At 65.1% G+C, this 21,606-nt stretch carries 21 protein-coding genes; 10 read left to right on the forward strand and 11 right to left on the reverse strand.

The features are described 5' to 3' along the window. Nucleotides 1–93 precede the first annotated feature (93 nt). Nucleotides 94–1,551 (reverse strand): ATP-binding protein, encoded by a 1,458-nt coding sequence (locus QQ977_RS15765; protein ID WP_285926732.1) that lies wholly within the window; start codon nt 1,549–1,551, stop codon nt 94–96. A 143-nt stretch (nt 1,552–1,694) separates the two neighbouring features. Continuing rightward, on the reverse strand, nt 1,695–2,927 hold the full coding sequence (locus QQ977_RS15770) for an MBL fold metallo-hydrolase (protein ID WP_285926733.1): 1,233 nt from the start codon (nt 2,925–2,927) through the stop codon (nt 1,695–1,697). A gap of 144 nt (nt 2,928–3,071) precedes the next feature. On the opposite strand from QQ977_RS15770, the gene QQ977_RS15775 reads away from it, so the two are divergent. From QQ977_RS15775 to QQ977_RS15785, 3 genes are all read left to right on the forward strand, one after another. Further along, nucleotides 3,072–3,896, forward strand: a complete 825-nt coding sequence (locus QQ977_RS15775) for a helix-turn-helix transcriptional regulator (protein WP_285926735.1) — start codon at nt 3,072–3,074, stop codon at nt 3,894–3,896. Between the two features lie 162 nt (nt 3,897–4,058). After that, nucleotides 4,059–4,679 carry an OsmC family protein gene (locus tag QQ977_RS15780; RefSeq protein ID WP_285926736.1) on the forward strand — a complete coding sequence of 207 codons (621 nt, stop codon included), beginning with the start codon at nt 4,059–4,061 and terminating at the stop codon, nt 4,677–4,679. Continuing rightward, on the forward strand, nt 4,672–5,445 hold the full coding sequence (locus QQ977_RS15785) for a methyltransferase domain-containing protein (RefSeq protein ID WP_285926737.1): 774 nt from the start codon (nt 4,672–4,674) through the stop codon (nt 5,443–5,445). The genes QQ977_RS15780 and QQ977_RS15785 overlap by 8 nt, the downstream gene beginning before the upstream one ends. A 431-nt stretch (nt 5,446–5,876) precedes the next feature. On the opposite strand, the gene QQ977_RS15790 is transcribed toward QQ977_RS15785, so the two are convergent. From QQ977_RS15790 to QQ977_RS15810, 5 genes are all read right to left on the reverse strand, one after another. Beyond that, entirely contained in the window at nt 5,877–6,563 is a 687-nt protein-coding gene (locus tag QQ977_RS15790) for a triose-phosphate isomerase (RefSeq protein ID WP_285926738.1), read from the reverse strand. A 61-nt stretch (nt 6,564–6,624) separates the two neighbouring features. After that, nucleotides 6,625–6,942 carry a hypothetical protein gene (locus QQ977_RS15795; RefSeq protein WP_285926739.1) on the reverse strand — a complete coding sequence of 106 codons (318 nt, stop codon included), beginning with the start codon at nt 6,940–6,942 and terminating at the stop codon, nt 6,625–6,627. Beyond that, nucleotides 6,939–7,721, reverse strand: a complete 783-nt coding sequence (locus QQ977_RS15800) for a hypothetical protein (RefSeq protein WP_285926740.1) — start codon at nt 7,719–7,721, stop codon at nt 6,939–6,941. The genes QQ977_RS15795 and QQ977_RS15800 overlap by 4 nt, the downstream gene beginning before the upstream one ends. Before the next feature lie 30 nt (nt 7,722–7,751). Beyond that, a complete protein-coding gene (locus QQ977_RS15805) occupies nt 7,752–8,438 on the reverse strand; it encodes a TetR/AcrR family transcriptional regulator (protein WP_285926742.1) in 687 nt (228 codons plus the stop codon). Nucleotides 8,439–8,496: 58 nt separating this feature from the next. Further along, entirely contained in the window at nt 8,497–8,781 is a 285-nt protein-coding gene (locus QQ977_RS15810; RefSeq protein WP_285926743.1) for a hypothetical protein, read from the reverse strand. 107 nt (nt 8,782–8,888) lie between these two features. Here QQ977_RS15810 and QQ977_RS15815 point away from each other — a divergent pair, with 107 nt between their 5' ends. Both QQ977_RS15815 and QQ977_RS15820 read left to right on the forward strand, forming a co-directional pair. Beyond that, complete coding sequence (locus tag QQ977_RS15815) at nt 8,889–9,287, forward strand: 30S ribosomal protein S6e (RefSeq protein WP_285926744.1); 399 nt, start codon at nt 8,889–8,891, stop codon at nt 9,285–9,287. Nucleotides 9,288–9,297: 10 nt separating this feature from the next. Next, entirely contained in the window at nt 9,298–9,738 is a 441-nt protein-coding gene (locus tag QQ977_RS15820) for a DUF7112 family protein (RefSeq protein WP_285926746.1), read from the forward strand. 43 nt (nt 9,739–9,781) lie between these two features. Here QQ977_RS15820 and QQ977_RS15825 read toward each other — a convergent pair whose 3' ends face one another. Together QQ977_RS15825 and QQ977_RS15830 are read right to left on the reverse strand one after the other, a co-directional pair. Next, on the reverse strand, nt 9,782–11,392 hold the full coding sequence (locus QQ977_RS15825; RefSeq protein WP_285926747.1) for an alkaline phosphatase family protein: 1,611 nt from the start codon (nt 11,390–11,392) through the stop codon (nt 9,782–9,784). Between the two features lie 140 nt (nt 11,393–11,532). Continuing rightward, nucleotides 11,533–12,543 (reverse strand): lipid II:glycine glycyltransferase FemX, encoded by a 1,011-nt coding sequence (locus tag QQ977_RS15830; RefSeq protein ID WP_285926749.1) that lies wholly within the window; start codon nt 12,541–12,543, stop codon nt 11,533–11,535. A 351-nt stretch (nt 12,544–12,894) separates the two neighbouring features. Between QQ977_RS15830 and QQ977_RS15835 the strand changes: the two genes are divergently transcribed. Together QQ977_RS15835 and QQ977_RS15840 are read left to right on the forward strand one after the other, a co-directional pair. Further along, nucleotides 12,895–13,329, forward strand: a complete 435-nt coding sequence (locus QQ977_RS15835; RefSeq protein WP_285926751.1) for a DUF5807 family protein — start codon at nt 12,895–12,897, stop codon at nt 13,327–13,329. 113 nt (nt 13,330–13,442) lie between these two features. Further along, nucleotides 13,443–14,141: a hypothetical protein gene (locus tag QQ977_RS15840; protein WP_285926752.1), complete on the forward strand. Its 699-nt coding sequence runs from the start codon at nt 13,443–13,445 to the stop codon at nt 14,139–14,141. On the opposite strand, the gene QQ977_RS15845 is transcribed toward QQ977_RS15840, so the two are convergent. Further along, a complete protein-coding gene (locus tag QQ977_RS15845; RefSeq protein WP_285926754.1) occupies nt 14,132–15,316 on the reverse strand; it encodes a DHH family phosphoesterase in 1,185 nt (394 codons plus the stop codon). The two genes, QQ977_RS15840 and QQ977_RS15845, sit on opposite strands and share 10 nt — an antisense overlap. A 40-nt stretch (nt 15,317–15,356) precedes the next feature. Continuing rightward, a complete protein-coding gene (locus QQ977_RS15850) occupies nt 15,357–15,806 on the reverse strand; it encodes a universal stress protein (protein ID WP_285926755.1) in 450 nt (149 codons plus the stop codon). A gap of 329 nt (nt 15,807–16,135) precedes the next feature. Here QQ977_RS15850 and QQ977_RS15855 point away from each other — a divergent pair, with 329 nt between their 5' ends. The 3 genes from QQ977_RS15855 (at nt 16,136) to QQ977_RS15865 (ending at nt 21,484) form a co-directional block, all read left to right on the forward strand. Next, nucleotides 16,136–17,329 (forward strand): MBL fold metallo-hydrolase, encoded by a 1,194-nt coding sequence (locus QQ977_RS15855; RefSeq protein WP_285926756.1) that lies wholly within the window; start codon nt 16,136–16,138, stop codon nt 17,327–17,329. A gap of 144 nt (nt 17,330–17,473) precedes the next feature. Beyond that, nucleotides 17,474–18,661, forward strand: a complete 1,188-nt coding sequence (locus QQ977_RS15860; protein ID WP_285926758.1) for an inorganic phosphate transporter — start codon at nt 17,474–17,476, stop codon at nt 18,659–18,661. Between the two features lie 510 nt (nt 18,662–19,171). Next, nucleotides 19,172–21,484 carry an amino acid permease gene (locus tag QQ977_RS15865; protein ID WP_285926759.1) on the forward strand — a complete coding sequence of 771 codons (2,313 nt, stop codon included), beginning with the start codon at nt 19,172–19,174 and terminating at the stop codon, nt 21,482–21,484. Nucleotides 21,485–21,606: the final 122 nt, after the last annotated feature.

Consider the following 21,606-nt stretch of genomic DNA (forward strand, 5'->3'; position numbering starts at 1 on the left):
GACCCCGTCCTCGAGGACGATTCGAGGTCGTCGTGACGTCGGCTATCCGGGCGGTCGGAAGCGCCATGTTCGTTCCGTCGACGCGCAGCGACATCAACTGTCGTCCCGATCGTCCGCGCTCGCACGCGGCAGTCGGATAACGAAGGCGGCACCCCCGAGGTCGGACGTCTCGACCCGGACGTCGCCACCGTAGTGGCTGACGAGTGTGTCCACGATGTAGAGTCCGAACCCGGAACCCGGACTCTTGATCCCGCGTTCACCTCTGCCGAATATCTCTCGCTGCCGATCGTCCGGAATCCCCGGCCCGTCGTCGGCGATTCGGACCGCGACGGTCTCGCCCTCGACGGCGACGGCGACCTCGACCGTCGGATCGCCGTCGTTGTGTTCGATCGCGTTCTGGAGCACGTTCTCGAAGACCGAGCCGAGCAGTCCGTCCGCCGTGACGACGACTCCGTCGGGAACTTCGCCGTCTCGGACCGTGACCGTCGCGTCGGGGTGGTTCGTTCGGACGTCCGCGAGCACGTCCGTAAGCGTCCGCGAGAGATCGACCGCCTCGGGTTGGTCGTCGGTAATCGTGCTCACGACGGAGCGGACGTTCTGGACGATCGTGACGATGCGCTCGCTCCGAGCGCGGATCGTCTCGAGCGAGTCGTCGCGGGCGGAACGATCGTCGGCCGTTTCCAGTCGCTCGAGCTCGCCGAGCACGACGTTCATCGCGTTTAAGATCTCGTGTCTGAGGATCTGGTTCAGGAACTCGACGGTCTCGCGTTCCTCGAGCAACGCCTCCTCGGAGGTCTTCCGATCCGTGACGTCCCGGAGCGCAGCGAGGTGACGGCCGGGCTGGACGTTCGCGGTCGCGGCGAGTTCGACGATGCGACGCTCCCCGTCGGTCCGGACCAGCGGAAACTCGCCGCGCAGTTCGCCGGTCTCGAGAAACTGCTCCCAGGCGGCGTCGACCGCCACGTCGTCGGCGACGAACTCCGCCATCGACCGGCCGACGAGGTCCGTACGGGACGTCCCGAGTAGCCCACACGCCGCGGGATTGGCGTCGAGACACTCCGTGTCGTCGTTCACGACGAGCAACGCGTCGAGCGTTCCGTCGAACACCGCCTGGAACTTCCGTTCGTTCGCCGCCGTCAACTCGAGCTGGCGCGTGCGCGAGGCGTCGTAGATGCCGACCAGGACGCCGAGTACCGCACCGCCGACCGACGTAGTCGCGATCACGTGGCTAACACCGCTTACGGACTCGCCTTCCAGTTGTAGGTGGCCGATCATCGCCGCGGTGACGATCGCGATGCCCGCGACGCCGGCGAGACACCAGCCGAACACTCGCCACTCGTGGACGGGCTCGAGGTCGCTTCGCCGGATCCAGACGGCACTGTAGAGGACGGCGAGTGCGAGCAGCAGGGGAAAGACGGTTCCGAGAAGGTCCGCGAGCAGGGGTTCGTCACCCCGGTGATCGACGGCGTGTCGGGCCGGAGCGATCGCGTGGGCGACGGCGACGCTACCGATCCCGACGGCCGGACCGTACTCGCGTACCGATCGCGTCACGGTCGGTCGCCGCCGCGAGTACGACGTCTCTTCTCGAAGCCGGACAGGTGATCGAGCATGTCACGCCAACGTGGTGACGTTTCTCCGTCCCCTACATAAAGGCCCCGGCCGGGATCGAACCCGGGTGGCGTCCAAACTGCATTTCACGTATCGTAGATGTCGCCGACGGCCGGCGCCGTCGCCTCGTATCCCCTCTCCCGAAGCTTCGAGGCGAACGCCTCGCACCTGTCGCCGTGGACGACCGCGATCTCGGCGTCCCGGTAGGACTCGAGGAACTCGTATAGCCCGTCCCGATCGGCGTGTGCGGAGAAGTCGTAGGACTCGACCTGTGCGCTGACGGGTGTTACCCGCCCGTCGAACTCGGCGCTGCCGGTCTCGAGCAGCTCCCGACCCGGCGTCCCCTCGACCTGATAGCCCGTCAGCGCGATCTTGTTCGTCGGGTTCGCACTGATCTCGGGGACGTACGTCATCGCCGGACCGCCCGAGAGCATCCCGCTCGTGGTGACGATCGCCGCCCGCTGGTCGGTGATCCGTTTTCGTTGCCCGTTTCGACCGGTGACGTACCGCGCGTGGGATTTCGCCCGCTGCAAGGCGTCCGGGTCGCGGACGAACTCGGGGTACGCCCGAAGCAACTCGGTCACCCGTTTTCCCATTCCGTCGACGTAACAGGGGATGTCGTAGGCCTCACAGACGAGCAGCATCTCCTGGGTCCGGCCGATGGCGAAGGCGGGAACGACGACCGTCCCTCCCTCCCAGAGGGTCGTCTCGACGCTCTCGACGAACTGTCGCTCGAGGACGTCCCGGTCTTCGTGTTCGACGTCGGAATACGTACTCTCACAGACGACGACGTCGGCGTCGGGACGGGCGGTCGTCCCCGAGACCAGGCGCTGGTCATCGGTGTGGAAATCGCCCGTGTAAAGCAGCCTGGTCTCCCCGTCGTCGACCAGCACGTGTGCGCTCCCGGGGATGTGTCCGGCGTCGTAGAATGTCACCTCGTGGCCGGCGGCTTCGAAGGGGTCGCCGTACCCGTGGTGTTCGGAGACCTGGGTCACCCGCTGGAGATCTGTCTCGGTGAACGGACAGTCGTAGGTCCCACCGTGGAGTTTCAGCGTGTCCCGGGCGAGCAAGCGGGCGAGTTCAGCCGTCGGCGGCGTCCAGTGGATCGGCGGGCGGGCATCGCCCGACAGCAGAGCCGGCACCGCGCCGGCGTGGTCGAGATGGGCGTGTGAGACGACGATCGCGTCGGGATCGACGCTCCCGACGGGATACTGCGGCGGATTTCCGGTCAGAACCCCGTAATCGAGCAGCAACGAATCGTTCACCAGGACGGCGCTGCGGCCGACCTCGCCTGCGCCACCCAGGAACTCGAGTCGCATTCGGTGGACGTTGTGGCTCTGGCGGTTTGTTCCCGTCGGTTCGGGAGCGACAGGGCTCGTGACCCACGGTTGGTATTACCGGCGTCACGAAGCGTGAGTCTGGATTGAGAAAACCGTTATTCCGGTAGCGTCTGTACTCACATTATGACAAACGGTGACATGCGATCGACAACGGCGGATTCGGCGATCGGTGACGTCGCGTATCTCACACGGTCCGACCACCGCGTTCCGGCGCTCGTCGCGATGACGGACCGTCCGCGGAGTCGCTCCGAACTCTGTGAGCTGACCGGCGTCTCGTCGTCGACAATTCGACGCACCCTCCGGGAGTTCGAAGACCGAACCTGGATCCGCAAAGAGGGATACCAGTACGAGGCGACACAGCTTGGAGCAGCCGTCGCGGACTGGATGGAAGAACTGCTCGATCGGATCGAAACCGAACGAGGGTTACGCGACGTCTGGCACTGGCTTCCGGACGACGTACTCGAGGCCGCGATCGAGACGCGATCGGAAGTAACCGTAACCGTCGCCGAGCCCGACGCCCCGTACTGCCCGGTGAACCGATTCGAGTCGCTTCTCCGGGAGACGAACGCGTTGCGGTTTCTTAGACCCGAGGTCGCCCTGATGGAGCCCTGTCTGGACGTGCTTCGTGAACGGATCGACGACGGGATAGACGTAACGCTGGTCGACCGACCGAGCTGTCACACATACTTCATTTCGACGTACCCGGAGCGGAGTTCGGGGATGATGATGCAAGACAACTTTGCGGTTCTCGAGCACGACGACCCTCCCTCGTACGGAATCGGCCTTCTCGACGGCCGAGTCATCATCAGCTGTTACGAGGAGGACAGCGGGGCGGTCCAGGCGGTGATCGATACCGACGTCCCGGCGGTTCGCGAATGGGCGGAATCGACGTACGCGGCGTTCGAGAGCGAGGCGCGACCGCTCGAGCCCGACGCGATCGTGGAGTGATCGTCCCGGCGGTGTGAGCGTGCCAGCGGTTTCTTCCGGTACCGGATCGCAGCCGGTGACTCGTCGTCAGCAGGTGCAAGAACGGCAGCAACTGCTGGAATGTCACGAAATAGCTACAACAACGTCTGGTTCGTAGTCTCTCTCGCCGAGAGGCGATACCAAATGACTGACGACCAGCGACTCACACACGGTGTAGACCTCGAGACGCTCGAGGGGTTCGCCGAACACGCGGCCGCCGATCCGGAGGCCGTCCAGCTCGGACTCGGCGCGTCCGCGACCTACGAGGGGACGTGCGCACACAGCGTAGCGAAGATCGATAGCTACGAACTCGGGGGCGAGACGATCGACCGCGAAACGCGAGAGTACACCGTTCCCTACGGCGGCTGGAAGGAGGTACTCGACGCCGGCGGCTGGGTCGGTGCGACCGACCGGATGGAGCCGATCGAAGCCGCGCTGTCGGCACTCGCCGCCTGTATCAACGTCGGTATCACCATCAACGCCGTCGCAAGCGGCGTTGACGTCGAACACCTCGAGACGCGTGTCCGGACCGACTTCGATCCGGCCGTCCTCTTCAACCTCGCGGACATCGGGGAGGCCGACGCCGTCTTCGAAAATCTGACGGCGGAGATCGACGTCGACGGCGACGACCTCGAGGCGGACCTGATCGACGAGTGGGCACGGCGAGCGCCCGTCTACACGCTCGTCTCGCTCGCACAGGACGTCGAGTTGACCGTTGAACACTCCCGCACAGGTGGCGGGCAGGGACTGATCGACGATGGGTAACTCACTCGACACAGCCGAACTCGAACGGCAGGTCAAATCGATGTACCGCGACGTCGCGGCGTCGGCAGAGGCCGACTTCCACTTCGAGACGGGTCGCGACCTCGCTGAACGGCTCGGCTACGACCCCGACGACCTCGACGCCGTTCCGGACGCGGCGGTCGACTCCTTCGCAGGCGTCGGCTACTACTTCGACACCCTCGCGCTCGAGCCGGGCGAGAACGTGCTCGACCTCGGCAGCGGCTCGGGGATGGACGCCTTCGTCGCCGGATTACACGTCGCCGACGGCGGGTCGGTGACCGGCGTCGACATGACCGACGAGCAGGTCGAGAAGGCCCGAATCCTGGCGGCGGAGGGCGGCTTTCACAACGTCGACTTCCGCGAGGGGTACATCGAAGACCTGCCGTTCGATGACGAATCGTTCGACGCGGTGATCTCGAACGGCGTGATCAACCTCTCCGCCGAGAAAGAGCGGGTCTTCGAGGAGGCGGGCCGGGTGCTCGAACCCGGCGGGCGGCTGGCGCTTGCCGACATCGTCAGCGAACAACGACTCCCCGCGGGCATCAAGTCCGACGCGGACCTCTGGGCGGCCTGTATCGGCGGTGCCGAACAGATCGACAGCTACGCGTCACTCGTCGAAACTGCGGGGTTCGAAGTCCTCGAGGTTCGGGACAACTCCCAGTACGAGTTCGTCTCCGAACAGGCGGCGAACGCGTGTCAGGCCTACGGGGTGAAGAGTATCTCGCTGAGCGCTCGGAAGCGAGCTTGAACCGACAGCTCGGACGCTCCCTCGTTCAGAGAGTGTCATAGAACAGTTTACATATTCCCGCTATGATTACTCGACAAACGGTAAGTACAGGCCAAGTAGTCAACTCACAAGACACATATTCGGGAGTAGGTAGAAATACGAAATAATGAACGAGAACCCAGTCATCTTCCGTCTGAATCTGATTATCGCACTTTTGGTTAGCAACCTTGTACTAATGCTTATCTTTTTTCTCCCTCTGGAATTGCTACTTCTCGGAGGAATTTTGCCTGCCTTCCTACTTCCATTAGCGGGTCTGATAATCCTGCTTCGTATTCGGTAAGTGCGCAGGCTAGTGAACGGATAGTTCTGTCCGACTGGGGTGAAAGGAACGCCGTGCGAACCGTCCGATGACAGCCTCTCGTACGGGCAAGATCGTCGTTTCCGACGGGATCTCACCGATACCGCGCAACGACCTCGCCCACGTCGGTCAGCCACGTCCGCCTGTCGTCGGCTTCGATCACGGCCGAGGCCGCCCCAGCCGCGTCGGCACCGAGCTCGAGTGCCCGCTCGACGTCGTCGGCCCCGGAGATGCCGCCGCCGACGAGCACGCTGGTCTCGGGACTCACCTCCGCGACCGTCTCGACGAACTCCTCGAGGAGGTCGGGGTGAGTCTCGGTGAGCGGGCGATCGGTCGCAACGCGTTCGGGTTTCTCGAACAGGAGACAACCCGGCTCGAGCGTCGCCACCGCCTTTCCCAGCTCGAGGCTGCCGACACAGACGATCGACTCGAGCTCGAGGTCGTCACAGCGGTCGATCGTACGTGCGAGGTCGTCGACGGTGGCGCGGCTCTCGGGGTGGTTGACGAGCACGGCGTCGGCCCCCGCGGCGGCGACCGCCTCGAGCGTGATCCGGCCGTTCCCGCGGCCGCTTTCGGCGGACGTGGCCGACTGGGCGACGACCGCGAGGTCGGTTCGCTCGGCGACCAGCCGGAGGTCAGGTGTCTGGGGAGCCACGGCGAACCGTCCGCTCGTCTCCTCGGCGACGGCTTCGATCGTGCGTGCGAGTTCGAGACCGTCCTCGCCGGCCGTTCCCTCGTAGACCTTGTAGTTCACCAGAAACTGCGGGTACGAAAGCGTCACGTGTATCCGTCGCCTCGGCAGGGAGCCACAAAACCGTATCCGTCTTCACGACGGAATCGAGTTACCGCCGGTCGTCACCGCTCGCCTCGCCGGCCAGCGACAGCAGGTAGACGTCGAGTAAACAGACGAGCAGTACGGCGAGTGGAACGGCGACGTCGGCGTAGTTCACCTCCTCGAACTGTAACGCGGTCACGAAAAACGGGCTCCCGGGATCGAACGCGCCCGACAGCGTCCGGGCGCTCAAGAACGCGAGCGCGAGGACGTAGAGGAGAAACCAGAGCCCGCCGCGACGCCACTGGCCGAGGTAGACGTGTCCGAACCCGGCCGCAAAGACCGTCAGGACGTACGCCGGCCACGTCGGGCGAGCGCGATCGGTCATTCTCTTCGCTCCGGTGTGAACGTCCGTATCGCTCGCTCGAGTCGTGTCCGGGCTGGCGATGCCGGGAGGACCGAAACGACGTCTCGGGCCCGTTCGAGGTGGCGATCGATCTCGGTCTCGGTCGTGTCGGCGGCGACCGGCGCGTCCTCGCGGGCGAGCCGATCGCCGTCGAGGGCACGACGGAGCGTCTCGAACGCCTCGCTCGAGTCGGTCGACCGACACGCGAGGTCGGCAGCCGCCGCGACCGACTCGCCGTAGGTCGACGCCGCCGAGACGACCTCGTCCGTGCCGCCGGCGGCTGCCGCTCCGAGCGCACCGCCGGTGGCGGCGAGGACCGCCCGCGGTCGACGACGTCGGTCGATCGTCGTCTCGTCCGGACGAGTCTCCGCCGCCGTAAACAGCGTCGACGCGAGCGATTGCGAGCCGTTCGTGAGCAGCCGATAACACGCGAGTTGCCGATCGACCGGCAGGTCGGCGTCAGCGATCGTCTCGTGGGCCGTCGCGTGCAAGTGATCGCTCGCGAGGAGTGCGAGATCCCGTTCTCGCGCCGTCTCGTATCGACCCTCGAGGAGGTCCTCGCGGAGACGAACGTAGCCGGCGAGGGCGGCGACGGCGGTCGCGACCGTCCGGAGGTCGCCGTCGCGTCGCGCGCTGCTCGCTCGGCCGGTCGCCCCGACGAGGGTGACGGGGGCGTCGATCGATCGGACGACGGCGTCGCGCGCGACCGCGCCGGTCGCCGATGACAGTCCCGTCAGCGACGATTCGAGTCGATCCGTCACGTGCGTCGTTAGAACACCCGTCATGTCAGCTCACTCGTGTCGTCGGCTCTCGGCCGCCCGGTCGGATTCCGGCGCGGTTCGGTCCGTCCCCTCGAAACCGGCGATCGGAGTCACGTTCCGTTTGGCTGGGAACACGACGTCGTCTGCGAGCACCTCCTCGAGGACGAGCTCACTCGTCGCCGCTCGCACCTCGTCGGGGTAGGAGTCACGGCCGACGGTGAGCTTTCTGACCAGGGCACCATCGAGCGCTGCGAGCAACAGTGCCGCGATCCGACCCGGATCGTGCTCCCGGAACTGGCCCGCCGCCTGGCCGTCACGGAGGATCTCCTCGAGGATCGTCCGGAGCCGATCGTCGCTCTCGGCGAATCGCTTGCGGTATCGCTCGTCACGGGACGCGTGCGCCCGCAACTCGAGTAACGCGGTGTGAAAGGAGGCGTCAGACGAAGGCTCGTAGAGGTAGCTGTCGACGAAGGTCGCGAGCCGTTCGACCGGCGGGCGATCGTCCGCCGCCGCGACCCGGCGTTCGAACTCCTCGAGCAGGAAGTCGACGAAGTCGGCGATCAGCGCGTCCGTAGAGTCGTAGTGATAGAACAGCCGTGACTTGCTCTTGTCCGTTCGGTCGGCGATGTCTCGTGCCGTGAGTTCGGTGTAGCCGTGCTCACACAGCACCTCGTAGGTTGCAGCCATGATTTCTTCGCGTACGTCGGGATCGGTCACTGACTGACCGGTTGGTCAGGATGACAAAAAGGAGTTTCCCTCCGGCGGCGTCTACCGCTCATGGCCGATATCGCCGAACCCCGAACCGCTCGTACCCGCCGAACGCGAGTTCGAGCGAGCCGATCCACCAGTTCCAGCGGTCCGCCGGGGTACCGTTTGGAGCGTCGGCGAGTTCTTCGATCACGACGTCCGTCGTCAACTTGGCGCCGACGTCCTCGACGTAGCGGCCGGCGTCGGCGAGATCGACCGCCTGCCGGGCCACCGTCCGGGCCTCGCCTGCCGATCCGCCGAACTCCTGGCGGAGACGGGACTCGAGCCGATCCGGATCGATGCAGGTGCACATAGACGATCTACGCGGGTGACACACTTGGCTCTTCGATCGTCGCCTGCCGGCCGTCGATCGGCCGGTCGATCGACGTATTTTTGACCGACGGCCGTTTTCCGTCGGGCATGGCAAGTTTCACTGTCGTCGTTGGCGATCCCGACTCGGGGATGGCCCACCAGCTTGAGGCGGACGATCAGGATGCAAACCGGTTCATGGGCAAGTCCATCGGTGACGAGGTAGACGGCGGTGCCGTCGGCCTCGACGGCTACACGCTCGAGATCACCGGCGGCTCCGACGACGCCGGCCGACCGCTGAACGCGGACGTCGACGGCGCGAACCTCCAGGAAGTGCTGATGGACGAACGTCAGACGGGCTACAAGCCCCGACGCGAGGGCGAGCGACGCCGCATTACGGTTCGTGGCGGCGAGGTCTCCGACGCCGTTGCCCAGATCAACGCCAAGGTCGTCGATCGTGGCAGCGCCGACGTCGAAGAGCTGCTCGGCGACGGCGAGAGCGAGGACTGACTCGATCGGAATGGGAGACCGCGTCTCGAACGATCATCCGTCGGTTCGGACCGTCCGGACGACGCTCGCCGAGACGGCGACGGGCGTTCGGCTCGAAATACCGGCGGCCGATCGCGACGCTATCCCGGTCGAAGAGGTCGTCCGGCTCGTCCTCGACGGCGACGAGCTGTTCGCACGCCCCGAGCGGGCGCTGACCGGCGAGGACGTCTCGATTCCGGGCGTCTACGACTCGCCGCGGTTCGCCCGCGCTCCCGGTGACGGCGAGGATCGGCTGTCGTCGTGGATCGACAACCACGACGTCCGGGTCGGCGGCTCGGTCCTTCTCGACGTGGTCGAACCGGACTTTCTGTACGGACTGCGAGCGCCGGGCGAGACGGCGGTCTACGAGGCACGCGAACCGCCAAGCGATAGCCTGGCGTCGATCGCAGAAGACCTCGACGAGAGCCGGTGACCGCCACTGGTCGGTTCGCCGTCTCCAGCGACCGGGAACGCAGTCATTCGAGATAGCCCAGATCGGCGAGTCGTCGTTCGACGGCCTCGTCTGCGGTCTCGACCGACCGGTCGCCGTCGATCCGCGGATACTCCTGCCGGCCGGATCGTTCGACACAGGGGAGCACTCGACCGTCCATCCGGTCGCCGGCGGGGACGTCGAGCGTCGCTAGGACGGTCGGCGCGACGTCGAAGAGGTGAGCGTGTCCGAGATCGATGGCGTGATCGACGTCGACGCCCCGGGCCGCGAACGTTCCCTCGAGTTTGTGGTTCCACGGCTCCGAGGGCGGGCCGAACTGTTCGTTCCGAAGCGTCGCCGAGAGGAAGTGCTCGAAGTCTGCCGGGACGGTCACGACGTCGACGGCGGCTTCACTCTCCGGCCCGTTGAAGTACGTTTCCCGGGGCTGGACCGTCTCAAAGACGGGGTCTCCCTCCGGCGTCGTGACCGACCGAAGCTCGTCGATCAGCTGGCTCCGGACGTCTTCGTACGCGTCGGGCGGAACGACGCCGTCTGGCTCGCGACCGTCGAGGTTGAGACGCACGCCGAGTTCGATCCGCGATCGAACGTACGCCGTCGACTCCGCAAAGTCGACCGACGTCGCCCCGGCGGTGACGAGCCCCGAGGGAACGGCGGTTGCGACCGCATCCTCGAGTCCCAGCCGTCGGAGGACGGCTCCCAGACGTTGACTCGTGAGTCCGACGCCCGCGGCGGCCGCGATGGCCCGTTCGGCGACGCTTCGATCGTACTGGGCGGCGTCCTCGCCTGCTTTGAGAGCGTCGTCTCGCACCGTCGCCCAGGTCGGCATCCCGCCGCCGCGTTCGGTCTCGACGTAGCCCGTTTCGCGGAGGTACTCGTTGATACGGAACTCCCGTCCCTCGTACGGCCCCATCCCGTGATCGCTGACGACGAGCACGTTCGAGGGCTCGTACTCCTCGAGCGTCGCCTCGAGCTGTCGGTCGACCTCGCGGTAGATCGTTCGGATCGCCGCCTCGTCGTCGGGCCGTTCGTGAAAGATCGAGTCCGTCGCCTGGAACTCGAGAAAGCCGAAGTCGGGCTCGAACCGATCGAGGAGATACCGAAACGCCTCGCCGCGGCGTCGAACGCAGTCGCGATACGCGACCGCGAGGTCGGCTGTGTCCTCGTCGGGGTAGACGCGATACTCGCCGACCGCCTCCCGGACGTCCTCGAGCAGGCCGGGCGGATGGCAGTCGGGATCTTCCGGCGCGGTGTAGCCCGGAATCAACGCCCCGTCGAACGTCCGCGGAGGGGACGTCACCGGGACGTTGACGACGACGCTCGAGAGGCCGTGGCGATCGAGCAACTCCCACAGTGCCGGCTCGCGAACGTCGGTCGCGTTGACCACGTCCCAGTCGTAGCCCTCGAACGAGAGAAAGCCGAAGACGCCGTGTTTGCCGGGGTTCTTGCCCGTATAGAGCGACGGCCACGCCGAGGCCGTCCACGGCGGGATCTGTGACTCGAGCGTGGCGCTCGTGCCGGTCTCGTAGATCGACTCGAGGGTCGGGAGCTCGCCGTCGTCGAACAGGGGAGACAGGATCCGATCGCAGGCCGCGTCGATGCCGACGAGCAACGTCTGGGGGGAGGGTCCGTCGTCCATCGTCGCGGCGTCCGTCGCGTCCGCCCTTGGTTATGGATGCGGTTACGCCGGAGCCCACGCCGCGGACGGCGACGCAGTGTTTCGGACCCGGCGGTAGTGCGTGCGTGTCGACGCGAAAGTAACGCATACCGATCCGACGATCACTTGATGCTGTCGTACAGCGACGCGACCGTCCGCATCCCCCACGAGCCGTACTCGAGGCTGTAGTAGGTCTCCAGATCGGGGTTGAACTTCGCTTTGTACCGGTTGATCCGGCGCGTGTCGGCTCCGACGAGGTCGTACGTCTCGAGACCGCGCTCGAGTCCGTCGGCCATGATCGCCCAGTCGAGCAGGTCGTTCGTCGGCAGGTCGACGTCCGCGTCGGTTCGTACGCCACCCATCCACCGGCCCGTGGTTGCGCCGTACTCGAGCGCCAGAATGCCGCCGACGAACTCGCCGTCGACGGAGAGCGTGTACGGTCGGACGTGACCGTTCGGCGAGCGCTCGGCGAGATCGAGGACGAACGCGACCGGTACGTCGAACCCGATCCCCTGGGACTCGTAGCGGTGCTCGACCTGCTCGTGAATCCGTCGGATCGCTTCGGGTCCGCCAACGTCGATCTCGTAGGCGTCGTCGTCGGCGTTGCGGACGTTGCTCCGGGCGTCGCTGCTGAACGTCATCAGGAGATCGTCTCGCTCGAGCGTGAGGTCGACGGCGTAGGTGTACTCCGGGCTCGCGTGGTATCCGTCCCACGTGAACGCTCGCGTGTCGTCGACGGCCGTCGAGGTCCGGACGTGACCGTACCGCGGGTTCAGTTCGGATCGGATCCACTCGAGGCAGCCGTCGACGAACCGCTGTCGGCGACGCTCGCGCTTTCGCTGTTTCAGTTTCCCCATGTTCAGAAACGCTGGCCCGAGATACGGCACCCGGAGATGTGGCGGTGGCGAGAACACGGTCGTCACAGGCCCTTTTCTGAGTTCGAAGATGGGAAAGAGACCGACCGGCTCCTGTCCCTTGTACCCGATCAGCGGATGGAGCGTCGCACCGGCGTGGTCGGCCTGGACCTCGAGGGCCTCGTACTCGTGACACAGGGTACCCTGGGGTGACTGTGCGACGTATCCGTTCCAGCGCTCGCGGTCGTCCGCGGTCGCGAGTCTGACCTCGACGCTCATGGGACATCCCGGCCGTATACGGCCAGTACGATCGTGGTGCCGGTCGCTCGTCGTCTCATAGCGAGCGCGTCGCGTCGCGGTCACTTTGTAAGCCTCCCGTTTCCGTACGCACGCGTCGCGATCGCGACTCACTGCTGTGCTCGGTGACCCCTGATCGACCGGGTAGTCTGTCCGTGCCGATACCGAATCGACAGCGCGCTCGGGCCGACCTCGATAACTGGCGTGTACCAGCGGTTATGACCCGTATACTCGAGCGTGGTAGCCGTAGCGTTCCGGACGAACTATCAGTCCGTGAACCTAAACGCCGTGTCCTTCGCGTCCTTTTTCCCACTCGAACGGTAACCAGCCGGTATGAGCGATTCACGGTCGGCATTTCTCGCGGGCGAACGACACGACGACGTCGCACTCTTTCTCGCCGAGTCGTTCGTCGACGACGAGCGCCTCGAGCGTTTCGGCGAACGCGTCGACGGCGGCGTGGTGATCGTCGTCGAGGGCGACCGCGGCCGAAACGCGTTCGAGGCGGCGACGGGACTGGACGCGATGGAGTTCGCGGGGACGGCGATGGACCGAGAGGGTACGGTTGCCGACGACCTCGCCGGCGGAACTTGCCCCGACGCCGACGGCGGCGACCACGACGTACAGTTCGTCTTCGCGTTCACCGAAGCACAGAACGAGGAGATCGGCGGCATCTACGCCGAGGGCGACGTCGTCCACGCCTACGCCCGGTGTGAGTGTGGAACGGCGTACTCGGATCGGTGGAACGCAGGCGACGTCGACGGCGAGTGATATCGTCGGTCGAAACTGCGTGTCTCCGTACATATCCGTTCGTGGGCCCACACCCACGTTCGGCGGTAACCGAAGGGGTATCCTTTTTAGCGCATCCGGAATACGCACGCACGATGAGTTCGTTCGATACGTCCCACGAGACGGAGCGGTTCGCGCTTACCGGCCGCGAAGGCCGGGTGATGGGTGGTGCGAGCGCGTTGATGGTGATCAACGTCGCGTTGATGTACGTCTTCGTGGCGACCCCGCTCGCGGTCGTCAACGACTACCTGTTCGGGATCGCGCCGATACTCGGCGTGCTCGTCTACGGGGTGGCGATTTTCGTCGGCGAGCTGATCGCCGAACGCGGCGTCAAGAACAACGACGTCGGAACGGCGTTCGTCGGAATGGTCCTCTTGCAACTCGCCTTCGGCGTCTTCGGCGCTGGCGTCCTCTCGGTTGCACCCCCCGAGTCACACCTCGAGATCCTCGGGATTACCGCGGTCCTCACCGCGCTCATGACGGCCGTCGTCACGGGTTACGTCTACGCGCGATCGACGACCTTCGAACACTGGGGACGGTTCGCTAATTTTGCGTTCCTCGGTGGCGTCGCCGTCATCGCCGTCGGCTCGTTCGTCCTGCCGGTCCTGTTGCTCCTCGGTTTCGTCCTGATCTTTCTCGGCTTTACACTCCGGCTCGGCTACGAGATCTGGCAGGTCAGGGACCGACGGGACGTCTCGACTGCCCTGCAGACGATCGGCGTCTACATCGCCGTGGCCGGCGTCTTCGTCCACATCCTCCAGCTCGTGATGCGGTACGTACTGTCTCAGGACTGAGACTCGTTTTCGGCTTCCTCGTCGCCGACGACCTCCTCGAAGGCGTCCAGAATGACCTGTTTCGTCACGGCTCCTCGGCTCGTCCAGTGGTGGGCGTAGTCGAGCATGTCGTCGTACACGTCGGGCTTGCAGCCGGCCGCCTTCGGGTGACCGCCACCGCCGACCAGCCCGGCGACCTCGTGACAACGCTCGAACGCGTCGGTGCCACGAATCGACGCCGAGCCGGCGGGTTTGACGATCACCGAGGCGTCCGCACCCTGTTCGCGCATCGCTTCGGCGACCTCGTTCTGCGAGCAGCGACCGTACGTGATGCCGACGGTGTAGCCGCCGATCTCGCGAAGTTCCGCCCGCGAGACGGCGCGCTCGATCAGCGCCTCCTTCTCGACGCGTCGTTCGGCGATGTACTCCTCGACCCACTCGGGCACGGAAACGCCGTACTCGCGGACGACCTCGGTGTACTCGGCCGGGTCGGTCCAGTAGGCGTAATCCGCGAGGTCGTCGCTGCGAGGGTCCTCGCGCAGCCAGAGGTCGTGGTCCCGGGTGACCGCGGCCAGTTCCTCGTACATCGGGCCGAACTCGTACTCGAGCGAGCGGTAGACGACGTCTGCGCTACACTCGCTGTCGCTGTCGCCGACGACGAGTTCGACGCCCGCCTCCCGGACCGCGTCGGCGACGTCGTCGTCCCACTGGTGATGGTCGTACCACGCCGCGTGATCGGCGACCGCGAGTGCGGCCTCGAGTTCGTCGGCGACGTACTCGTAGCGGTCCGGACAGAGGTCACAGACGTAGAGGTCGATTCCCTCGTCGGCGTACTCGCCGACGCGAGCGAGCTGGTCCTCGAGGTCGTGGGGACTTGCTGGAAGCAGTGCAACCCGGTGGGGCGTCGGCTCGGGCTCGAGTTGCTCTGTCGGCTCGTCGGGTCCGGGCTCGTCGTCGTCTTCGGGTTCGGGAACCGACCGGACGTCGTCGTAGGCCTCCCGCAACAGGGCGACGCAGGCGAGGCCGTCGGCGTCCGTGTCGGCGACGACGGCAGCCTCCGCACCCTCGAGTGCGGCGACGGCCTGTTCGTCCTCTAAGTCGTCCTCGAGGTCGTCGGGAAGAAAGAAGCCGGTGCCCGGGAGGACGGACTTGCGGGCGATCGGGAGGTCGTCGTCCGCGATGAGCTCGTCGTACATGTACGTCCGTCTGCGACCGAGCGCCAAGAAACCGCCGGTATCAGGCGTCGACCGCTGTCTCGTTGCCAGTCTCGAGTTGGCGAACCGTCAGGACGGGAACTGGCGAAGAGGCGACGACCGCTTCGGCGACGCTACCGAGCAGGAACCGATTCTCGCCGTGTCGACCGCGCGTGCCGGTGACGATCAGGTCGGCGTCGGCCTCGCGCGCGTACGAACAAATTTCCGGTGATGGATGTCCCCGCCGGACCGCGGTCGTCAATCCGTCGGCGTTTCGTTCGTGGATGGCCGCGAGAGCGGCCTCGGCCTGGGATTCGAGTGCGGCCTCGAGTTCGTCACGAAGCTGCTGTGGCGAGGCATCGACCTCGCCAGCGTCGATCACCGACAGCGCGTGGACGTCGGCGTCGAACCGGTTTGCGAGGTCGAGTGCGACGTCGACGGCCCGACTGACGCTCTCTGATCCGTCCGTCGCAACGACGACCGTATCGAACATGCGTTCAGCTTGCGTGTGAACCGACATAAACGCTCCCGATGCAGAGGCGACGACGCCTTCGGCCGGCCGTGATCTCGAGTGTGGATCCGCCCCGACCCCACGACACCCAATATTGAAGTGTTTGGACAATACTATTATAGTAGGGCTAGTGGTGTAGTGGCTCTCTCACACGCCCAGAACATCACGAAGATGGCTCTATAGGCTAGTGTGTGCTCTACCCCGACTCTGTAGTCGACCTGAAGTCGTCTGACACCGATACTATATTGTATGATGTATGGATTTCTATGCAAACCCTTATGTGGGTGGAGGCTATACTATCGGATGCAATCATGGATGACATGGACTTCCCGACTCCGGACGTCTCCGTCGAGTCGATCACGCCGGACGGACTCAAATCGCGAATCGACGCCGGCGAAGAGGTGACACTCCTCGACGTCCGAATGGAATCGGAGTACGAGCAGTGGCACATCGACGGCGAGACCGTCGAGTCGATCAACGTCCCCTACTTCGAGTTCCTCGAGGACGAGGTCGACGACGACATCCTCGCACAGATCCCCGACGACCGTGAGGTGACGGTGCTCTGTGCGAAAGGCGGCTCGAGCGAGTACGTCGCGGGGACGCTCAAAGAGCGCGGCTACGACGTCAATCACCTCGAGGAAGGGATGAACGGCTGGGCGCGCATCTACGAGCGCGTCGAAGTCTCGCGCTACGACGGTGCCGGGACGCTCTATCAGTACCAGCGTCCCTCGAGTGGCTGTCTCGGCTACCTCGTCGTCGACGGCGACGAAGCCGCCGTCATCGATCCGCTGCGGGCCTTTACGGATCGCTACCTCGAGGACGCTGACGAACTCGGCGTCGAGCTGAAATACGCGATCGACACGCACATCCACGCCGACCACATCTCGGGCGTTCGTGCGCTCGACGCCGTCGGTGTCGAGGGCGTCATTCCAGAGGCCTCCGTCGACCGTGGCGTCACCTACGCCGACGAGATGACCCTGGCCGCAGACGGCGACGAGTTCGCAGTCGGCGACGCCACTATCGAGACGGTCTACACGCCCGGTCACACCTCCGGGATGACCTCTTACCTGATCGACGACTCGCTGCTTTCGACCGGTGACGGCCTCTTCGTCGAGAGCGTCGCCCGTCCCGACCTCGAAGAGGGTGACGAGGGCGCGCCCGAGGCCGCTGCCCAGCTCTATGAGACGCTGCAGGAACGGGTCCTTGTCCTGCCCGATGACACCCTCATCGGCGGTGCTCACTTCAGCGACGCCGCCGAGCCCGCCGACGACGGCACCTACACCGCCCCGATTGGCCAGCTGAAAGCGGAGATGGACGCCCTCTCGATGGACGAAGACGAGTTCGTCGAACTCATCCTCTCGGACATGCCCCCGCGGCCGGCCAACTACGAGGACATCATCCCCACCAACCTCGGCCAGCAGGAGGCAGACGACGACGAAGCGTTCGAACTCGAGCTCGGCCCGAACAACTGCGCCGCCAGCCAGGAATCGCTCGCCGGTGACTGATCGACGCCGAAGCGGTGCCGTGCCGTCGCCGATCGTCGGGTAGCAATTTTTCGAGCGATCGATCGACGTCGACGTTTTGCGACACTACTGCGTCCAACCCGAATGTTGATACACTGATCGGTCCAACGACGTAGCAAGACACTGATGGACCTTACGACGATACTGCTTTTTTCCGTCGCCGCGCTCGCGAGTCTGTTCATGGCCTGGGTGATCGGTGCCGGCTCGAGCGGTGCGACGCCGTTCGCTCCGGCCGTCGGCGCGAACGCGATTACGACGATGAAGGCGGCGTTCGTCGTCGGAATCCTCGGCTTTGCCGGTGCGGTCACCCAGGGAGCGAGCGTCTCCGAAGCCGTCGGCCGCGAACTCGTCACCGGCGTCGTTCTCCCGCCAAGCGGCGTCATCGTCGCGCTGTTGATCGGTGCGGGAATGATGGTGATCGGGATCTACACCGGCTATCCGATCGCGATCGCGTTTACCGTCACCGGCGCGGTAATCGGCGTCGGCTTCGCGCTCGGAGGCGAACCGGCGTGGGCGAAGTACGCCGAAATCGGCGGCATGTGGCTTCTCACGCCGTTTGTCGGTGCCGGCCTCGCGTTCGGCATCGCACGCGTGCTTCCGCGGCCCGACGTTCCCGAACACATAAGCGTCGCGTTGCTCGCCGGCCTCGTCGGTGCCGTCGTCGCGAATCTCGAGTTCGTATTTCTCGAGCCGGTCGGCGGGACCATCGCCATCGCTGGAAGCACTGCGGTACCGCTTGCGGGTACCGCCGCCGTGGTCGTCGTCTCGGTTGCCATCGGCGTCGGTGCCGCACTCGTCGTTCGCTGGGATATCGCTCGCGACAAACTCGGCGGGCTGCAGCGGTTCCTGCTCGTTCTCGGCGGGCTCGTGGCGTTCTCTGCGGGTGCGAGCCAGGTCGGACTGGCCGTCGGACCGCTGTTGCCGTTACTCGAGGAGGTCTCATTGGTATCGCCTATCGCAGTCTTACTCGGTGGCGGTTTCGGGATTCTCGTCGGCTCGTGGACCGGTGCGCCACGGATGATTAAGGCGGTCTCCCAGGAGTACGCCTCGCTGGGACCGCGTCGGTCGATCGCGACGCTCGTGCCCTCGTTTCTGATCGCACAGACCGCGGTCTTGCTCGGCGTTCCCGTCTCGTTCAACGAGATCGTCGTCAGTGCGATCATCGGTAGTGGGCTCGCCGTCGGTGGGAGCGCTGGCGTCAGCCCCCGAAAACTCGGAGTTACGGTCGTCGCCTGGATCGCGTCGTTTCTTCTCGCGTTCGGGCTCGGATACGGATCGATGTACGCGCTGTCTACGTTCAGTATGACACCGTAGGTCGAGCGGGCCGACGCCTCGTGCAGAGGTGGCCACTTGCTTGAATTGTCACACTTCTCCGCCAATATTTCTACGCCTATACACTTCTGTTCCGTACCATAATCCGAATACGTCTATTTGAATGAGAATTTCATCGATTCAGTTCAGTCATCGGCCGCTACTGGCGTCGAATGGCGGTATTATTCCTGTCATCCAAAACCATTATAATCAGTTGGGTGCTATGTGTGCTCGAATGGGTGTGTATGAGATGTACACACTAGGTCTCGTCGCAAGCGACCGTCACGAGACCGGAACTGGAGCCTGCCCGGGGTAATCCCTCGCATCAGGCGTTTCCCTCGAGTCGCTCGATTACGTCGTCGAGGGTCCCGTAGGCAGTTGCAGAACCCGGTCGAACTACACTCGAGAGTGACTGATGGAGCTACGTACATACCGATCCTGGAACGGAACGTCGTCCGGCGGGCGTGATATCCCCGAATTCGGGGTTACGATACGAGAGAGAGTCCTCTAGCCATGGCGTCGGGACTCAACCGCGATCTCGGATTGCCCGAAGTCGTCGCGATTAGCATCGGCGCGATGGTCGGATCGGGAATCTTCATTCTCCCGGCACTGGCCTACGAGATCGCCGGCTCGACGGTCGTGCTGGCGTACATCCTGGCTGGGCTGTTAGTCATCCCCGCAGCGCTGTCGAAGTCCGAGATGGCGACGGCGATGCCGGAAGACGGCGGCAGCTACGTCTACATCGAACGCGGGATGGGGCCGTTGCTTGGCACCGTCGCCGGCATCGGGACGTGGTTCTCGCTGTCGTTCAAGGGTGCGCTCGCACTCGTCGGCGGCGTTCCCTATCTCCTGTACATGCTGGATCGCAGCCTCTCTTCAGGAGTCGTTACGGGACTCGCGCTGGGTATCGCAGCGCTTCTGATCCTGCTCAACCTCATCGGATCCGACGTCACTGGGCGGTTCCAGGTCGGCATCGTCGCGATCATGCTCGTCGCGATGGTCTGGTTCGTCGCCGGCAGCGGCCTCGCCATCGAGAGTGAGCGCTTGAGCGGGTCGCTCGATCCGGGATCGACCGGTTTACTCGCGGCGACGGGTGCGGTCTTCGTCTCGTACGCCGGTGTCACCAAGATCGCGAGCGTCGCCGAAGAGATCGAAAATCCCTCCCGGAACATCCCACTCGGGATGCTGGTCTCGCTCGGGTTCACGACCCTGCTGTACGTGTTGCTGGTCGTGGTGCTCATCGGCGTCACGCCCGGCGACGTCCTCACTGCCACCGACGCGCCTGTCGCCGTCGCTGCCGAGCAGACCCTCGGTACGATCGGCGTCGTCGCAGTCGTCGTCGCTGCCTTGCTGGCGCTTGTCAGCACCGCCAACGCCGGCGTGCTCTCGGCCTCGCGGTATCCGTTCGCGATGGCGCGTGACAACCTCGTTCCCACCTCACTCGAGGAGCTTCATCCCCGGTTTAACACGCCGATGAGGGCGATCCTCCTCACGGGTGCCGTCATCATGGTACTGATCGCGTTCGTGCCGATCCTCCAGATCGCGAAACTGGCCTCCGCGTTCCAGGTGCTCGTGTTCATCCTGGTCAATCTCGCGGTCGTCGGCTTCCGGGAGGGAGCCGTCGAGGGGTACGATCCCGACTATGTCTCCCCGCTGTATCCCTGGGTCCAAGTGGCCGGCATCGTCGGCGGACTCGTCGTGTTGACGACGATGGGGACGATTCCGTTCGTCGGCGCGATCGTCATCACCGCCGGTGCGATGGCGTGGTACTACGTCTACGCCCGCAAGCGGATCGACCGCGAAGGAGCGGCCCGCGCCGGCGTCCGCGAGAACGTCAGCGAACGTGCCACCGACCGTACCCGCGAGCTCTTCGAGTCCGACCAGGAGTACGACGTGCTGGTTGCGATCACCGAGACGACCTCACCCGAGGCGAAACGAGACATGCTCCGGATGGCGACCGACATGGGGCGGCTACGATCGACGACCGTCTCCGTCGTCGAGTTCGTCGACGTCCCCTGTCGGGTGTTCGCCGGCGATCACGCCGACGTCTGTACCGACGACGTTCCCGACTGGTTCCCAAACGGCGCCACCGACACACCGACGTGGTTCCCCGACGACCAGCCCGTCGAACGTCCGGTTCGTGCCTCCGGTGGTGTTACCGTCGCCGACGCCGAACCGGAGGCGACGACGGGATCGCGAATCGAGTACCGCGAGGTCGACAGCGAGGACCACAACCGCGCGATCGTCGACTTCGCGACCTACGGCGACTACGATCTGGTGATCGCCGAACGCGACCAGGCCGAGTTCCACAAGCGGCTGTTCGGCAGCGACACCGACTGGCTGCTCGAGAACGCTCCCTGTGACGTCATGCTGGTCGACGACGACGGCTTCGACGGCGCCGACGAGATCGCCGTCGTCGCGAACCAGGGACCGTACGATCCGCTGAAGCTGCTGTTTGCCGACGCCGTCGCCGAAGAAACCGGCGCCGAACTCAACCTCTTACAGGCGATTCCCGCCGATGCCCCCGACAGCCAGCGCGAAACGGTCGAACGCTACCACGAGGAGCTCATCTCCACCCTGACCGTGCCGACGCGCTCGACGGTCATCGAAACCGACGACGAAATCGACGGCCTGACGCGGTTCGTCGGCGACGCCGACCTCCTCGTGACCGGCATCGATCGAACCGGACTCGGTGCCCGGCTGCTCGGACGACCCGGCAACCGGCTGATCGACAGCGTCGACACCACCGCCGTCATGGTCCAGACACACGACGGTCGAAGGCGTGGCCCCCTCGAGCGACTGCTGATGGATCACCTCTTCGGCTGACCGACCGCTCCGTTATCTTCCGTGGGCGAAGATGGTGTTGTCCGACAGACATAATCCCGATCCAACCCACTGATTCGTTCTGCCGACGTCACGCTTGGACGTGGACGCTGTGTTCTCCGACA

Source organism: Natrialbaceae archaeon AArc-T1-2 (genome assembly GCF_030273315.1).
In the GTDB taxonomy this organism is placed as follows: Archaea; Halobacteriota; Halobacteria; order Halobacteriales; family Natrialbaceae; genus Tc-Br11-E2g1.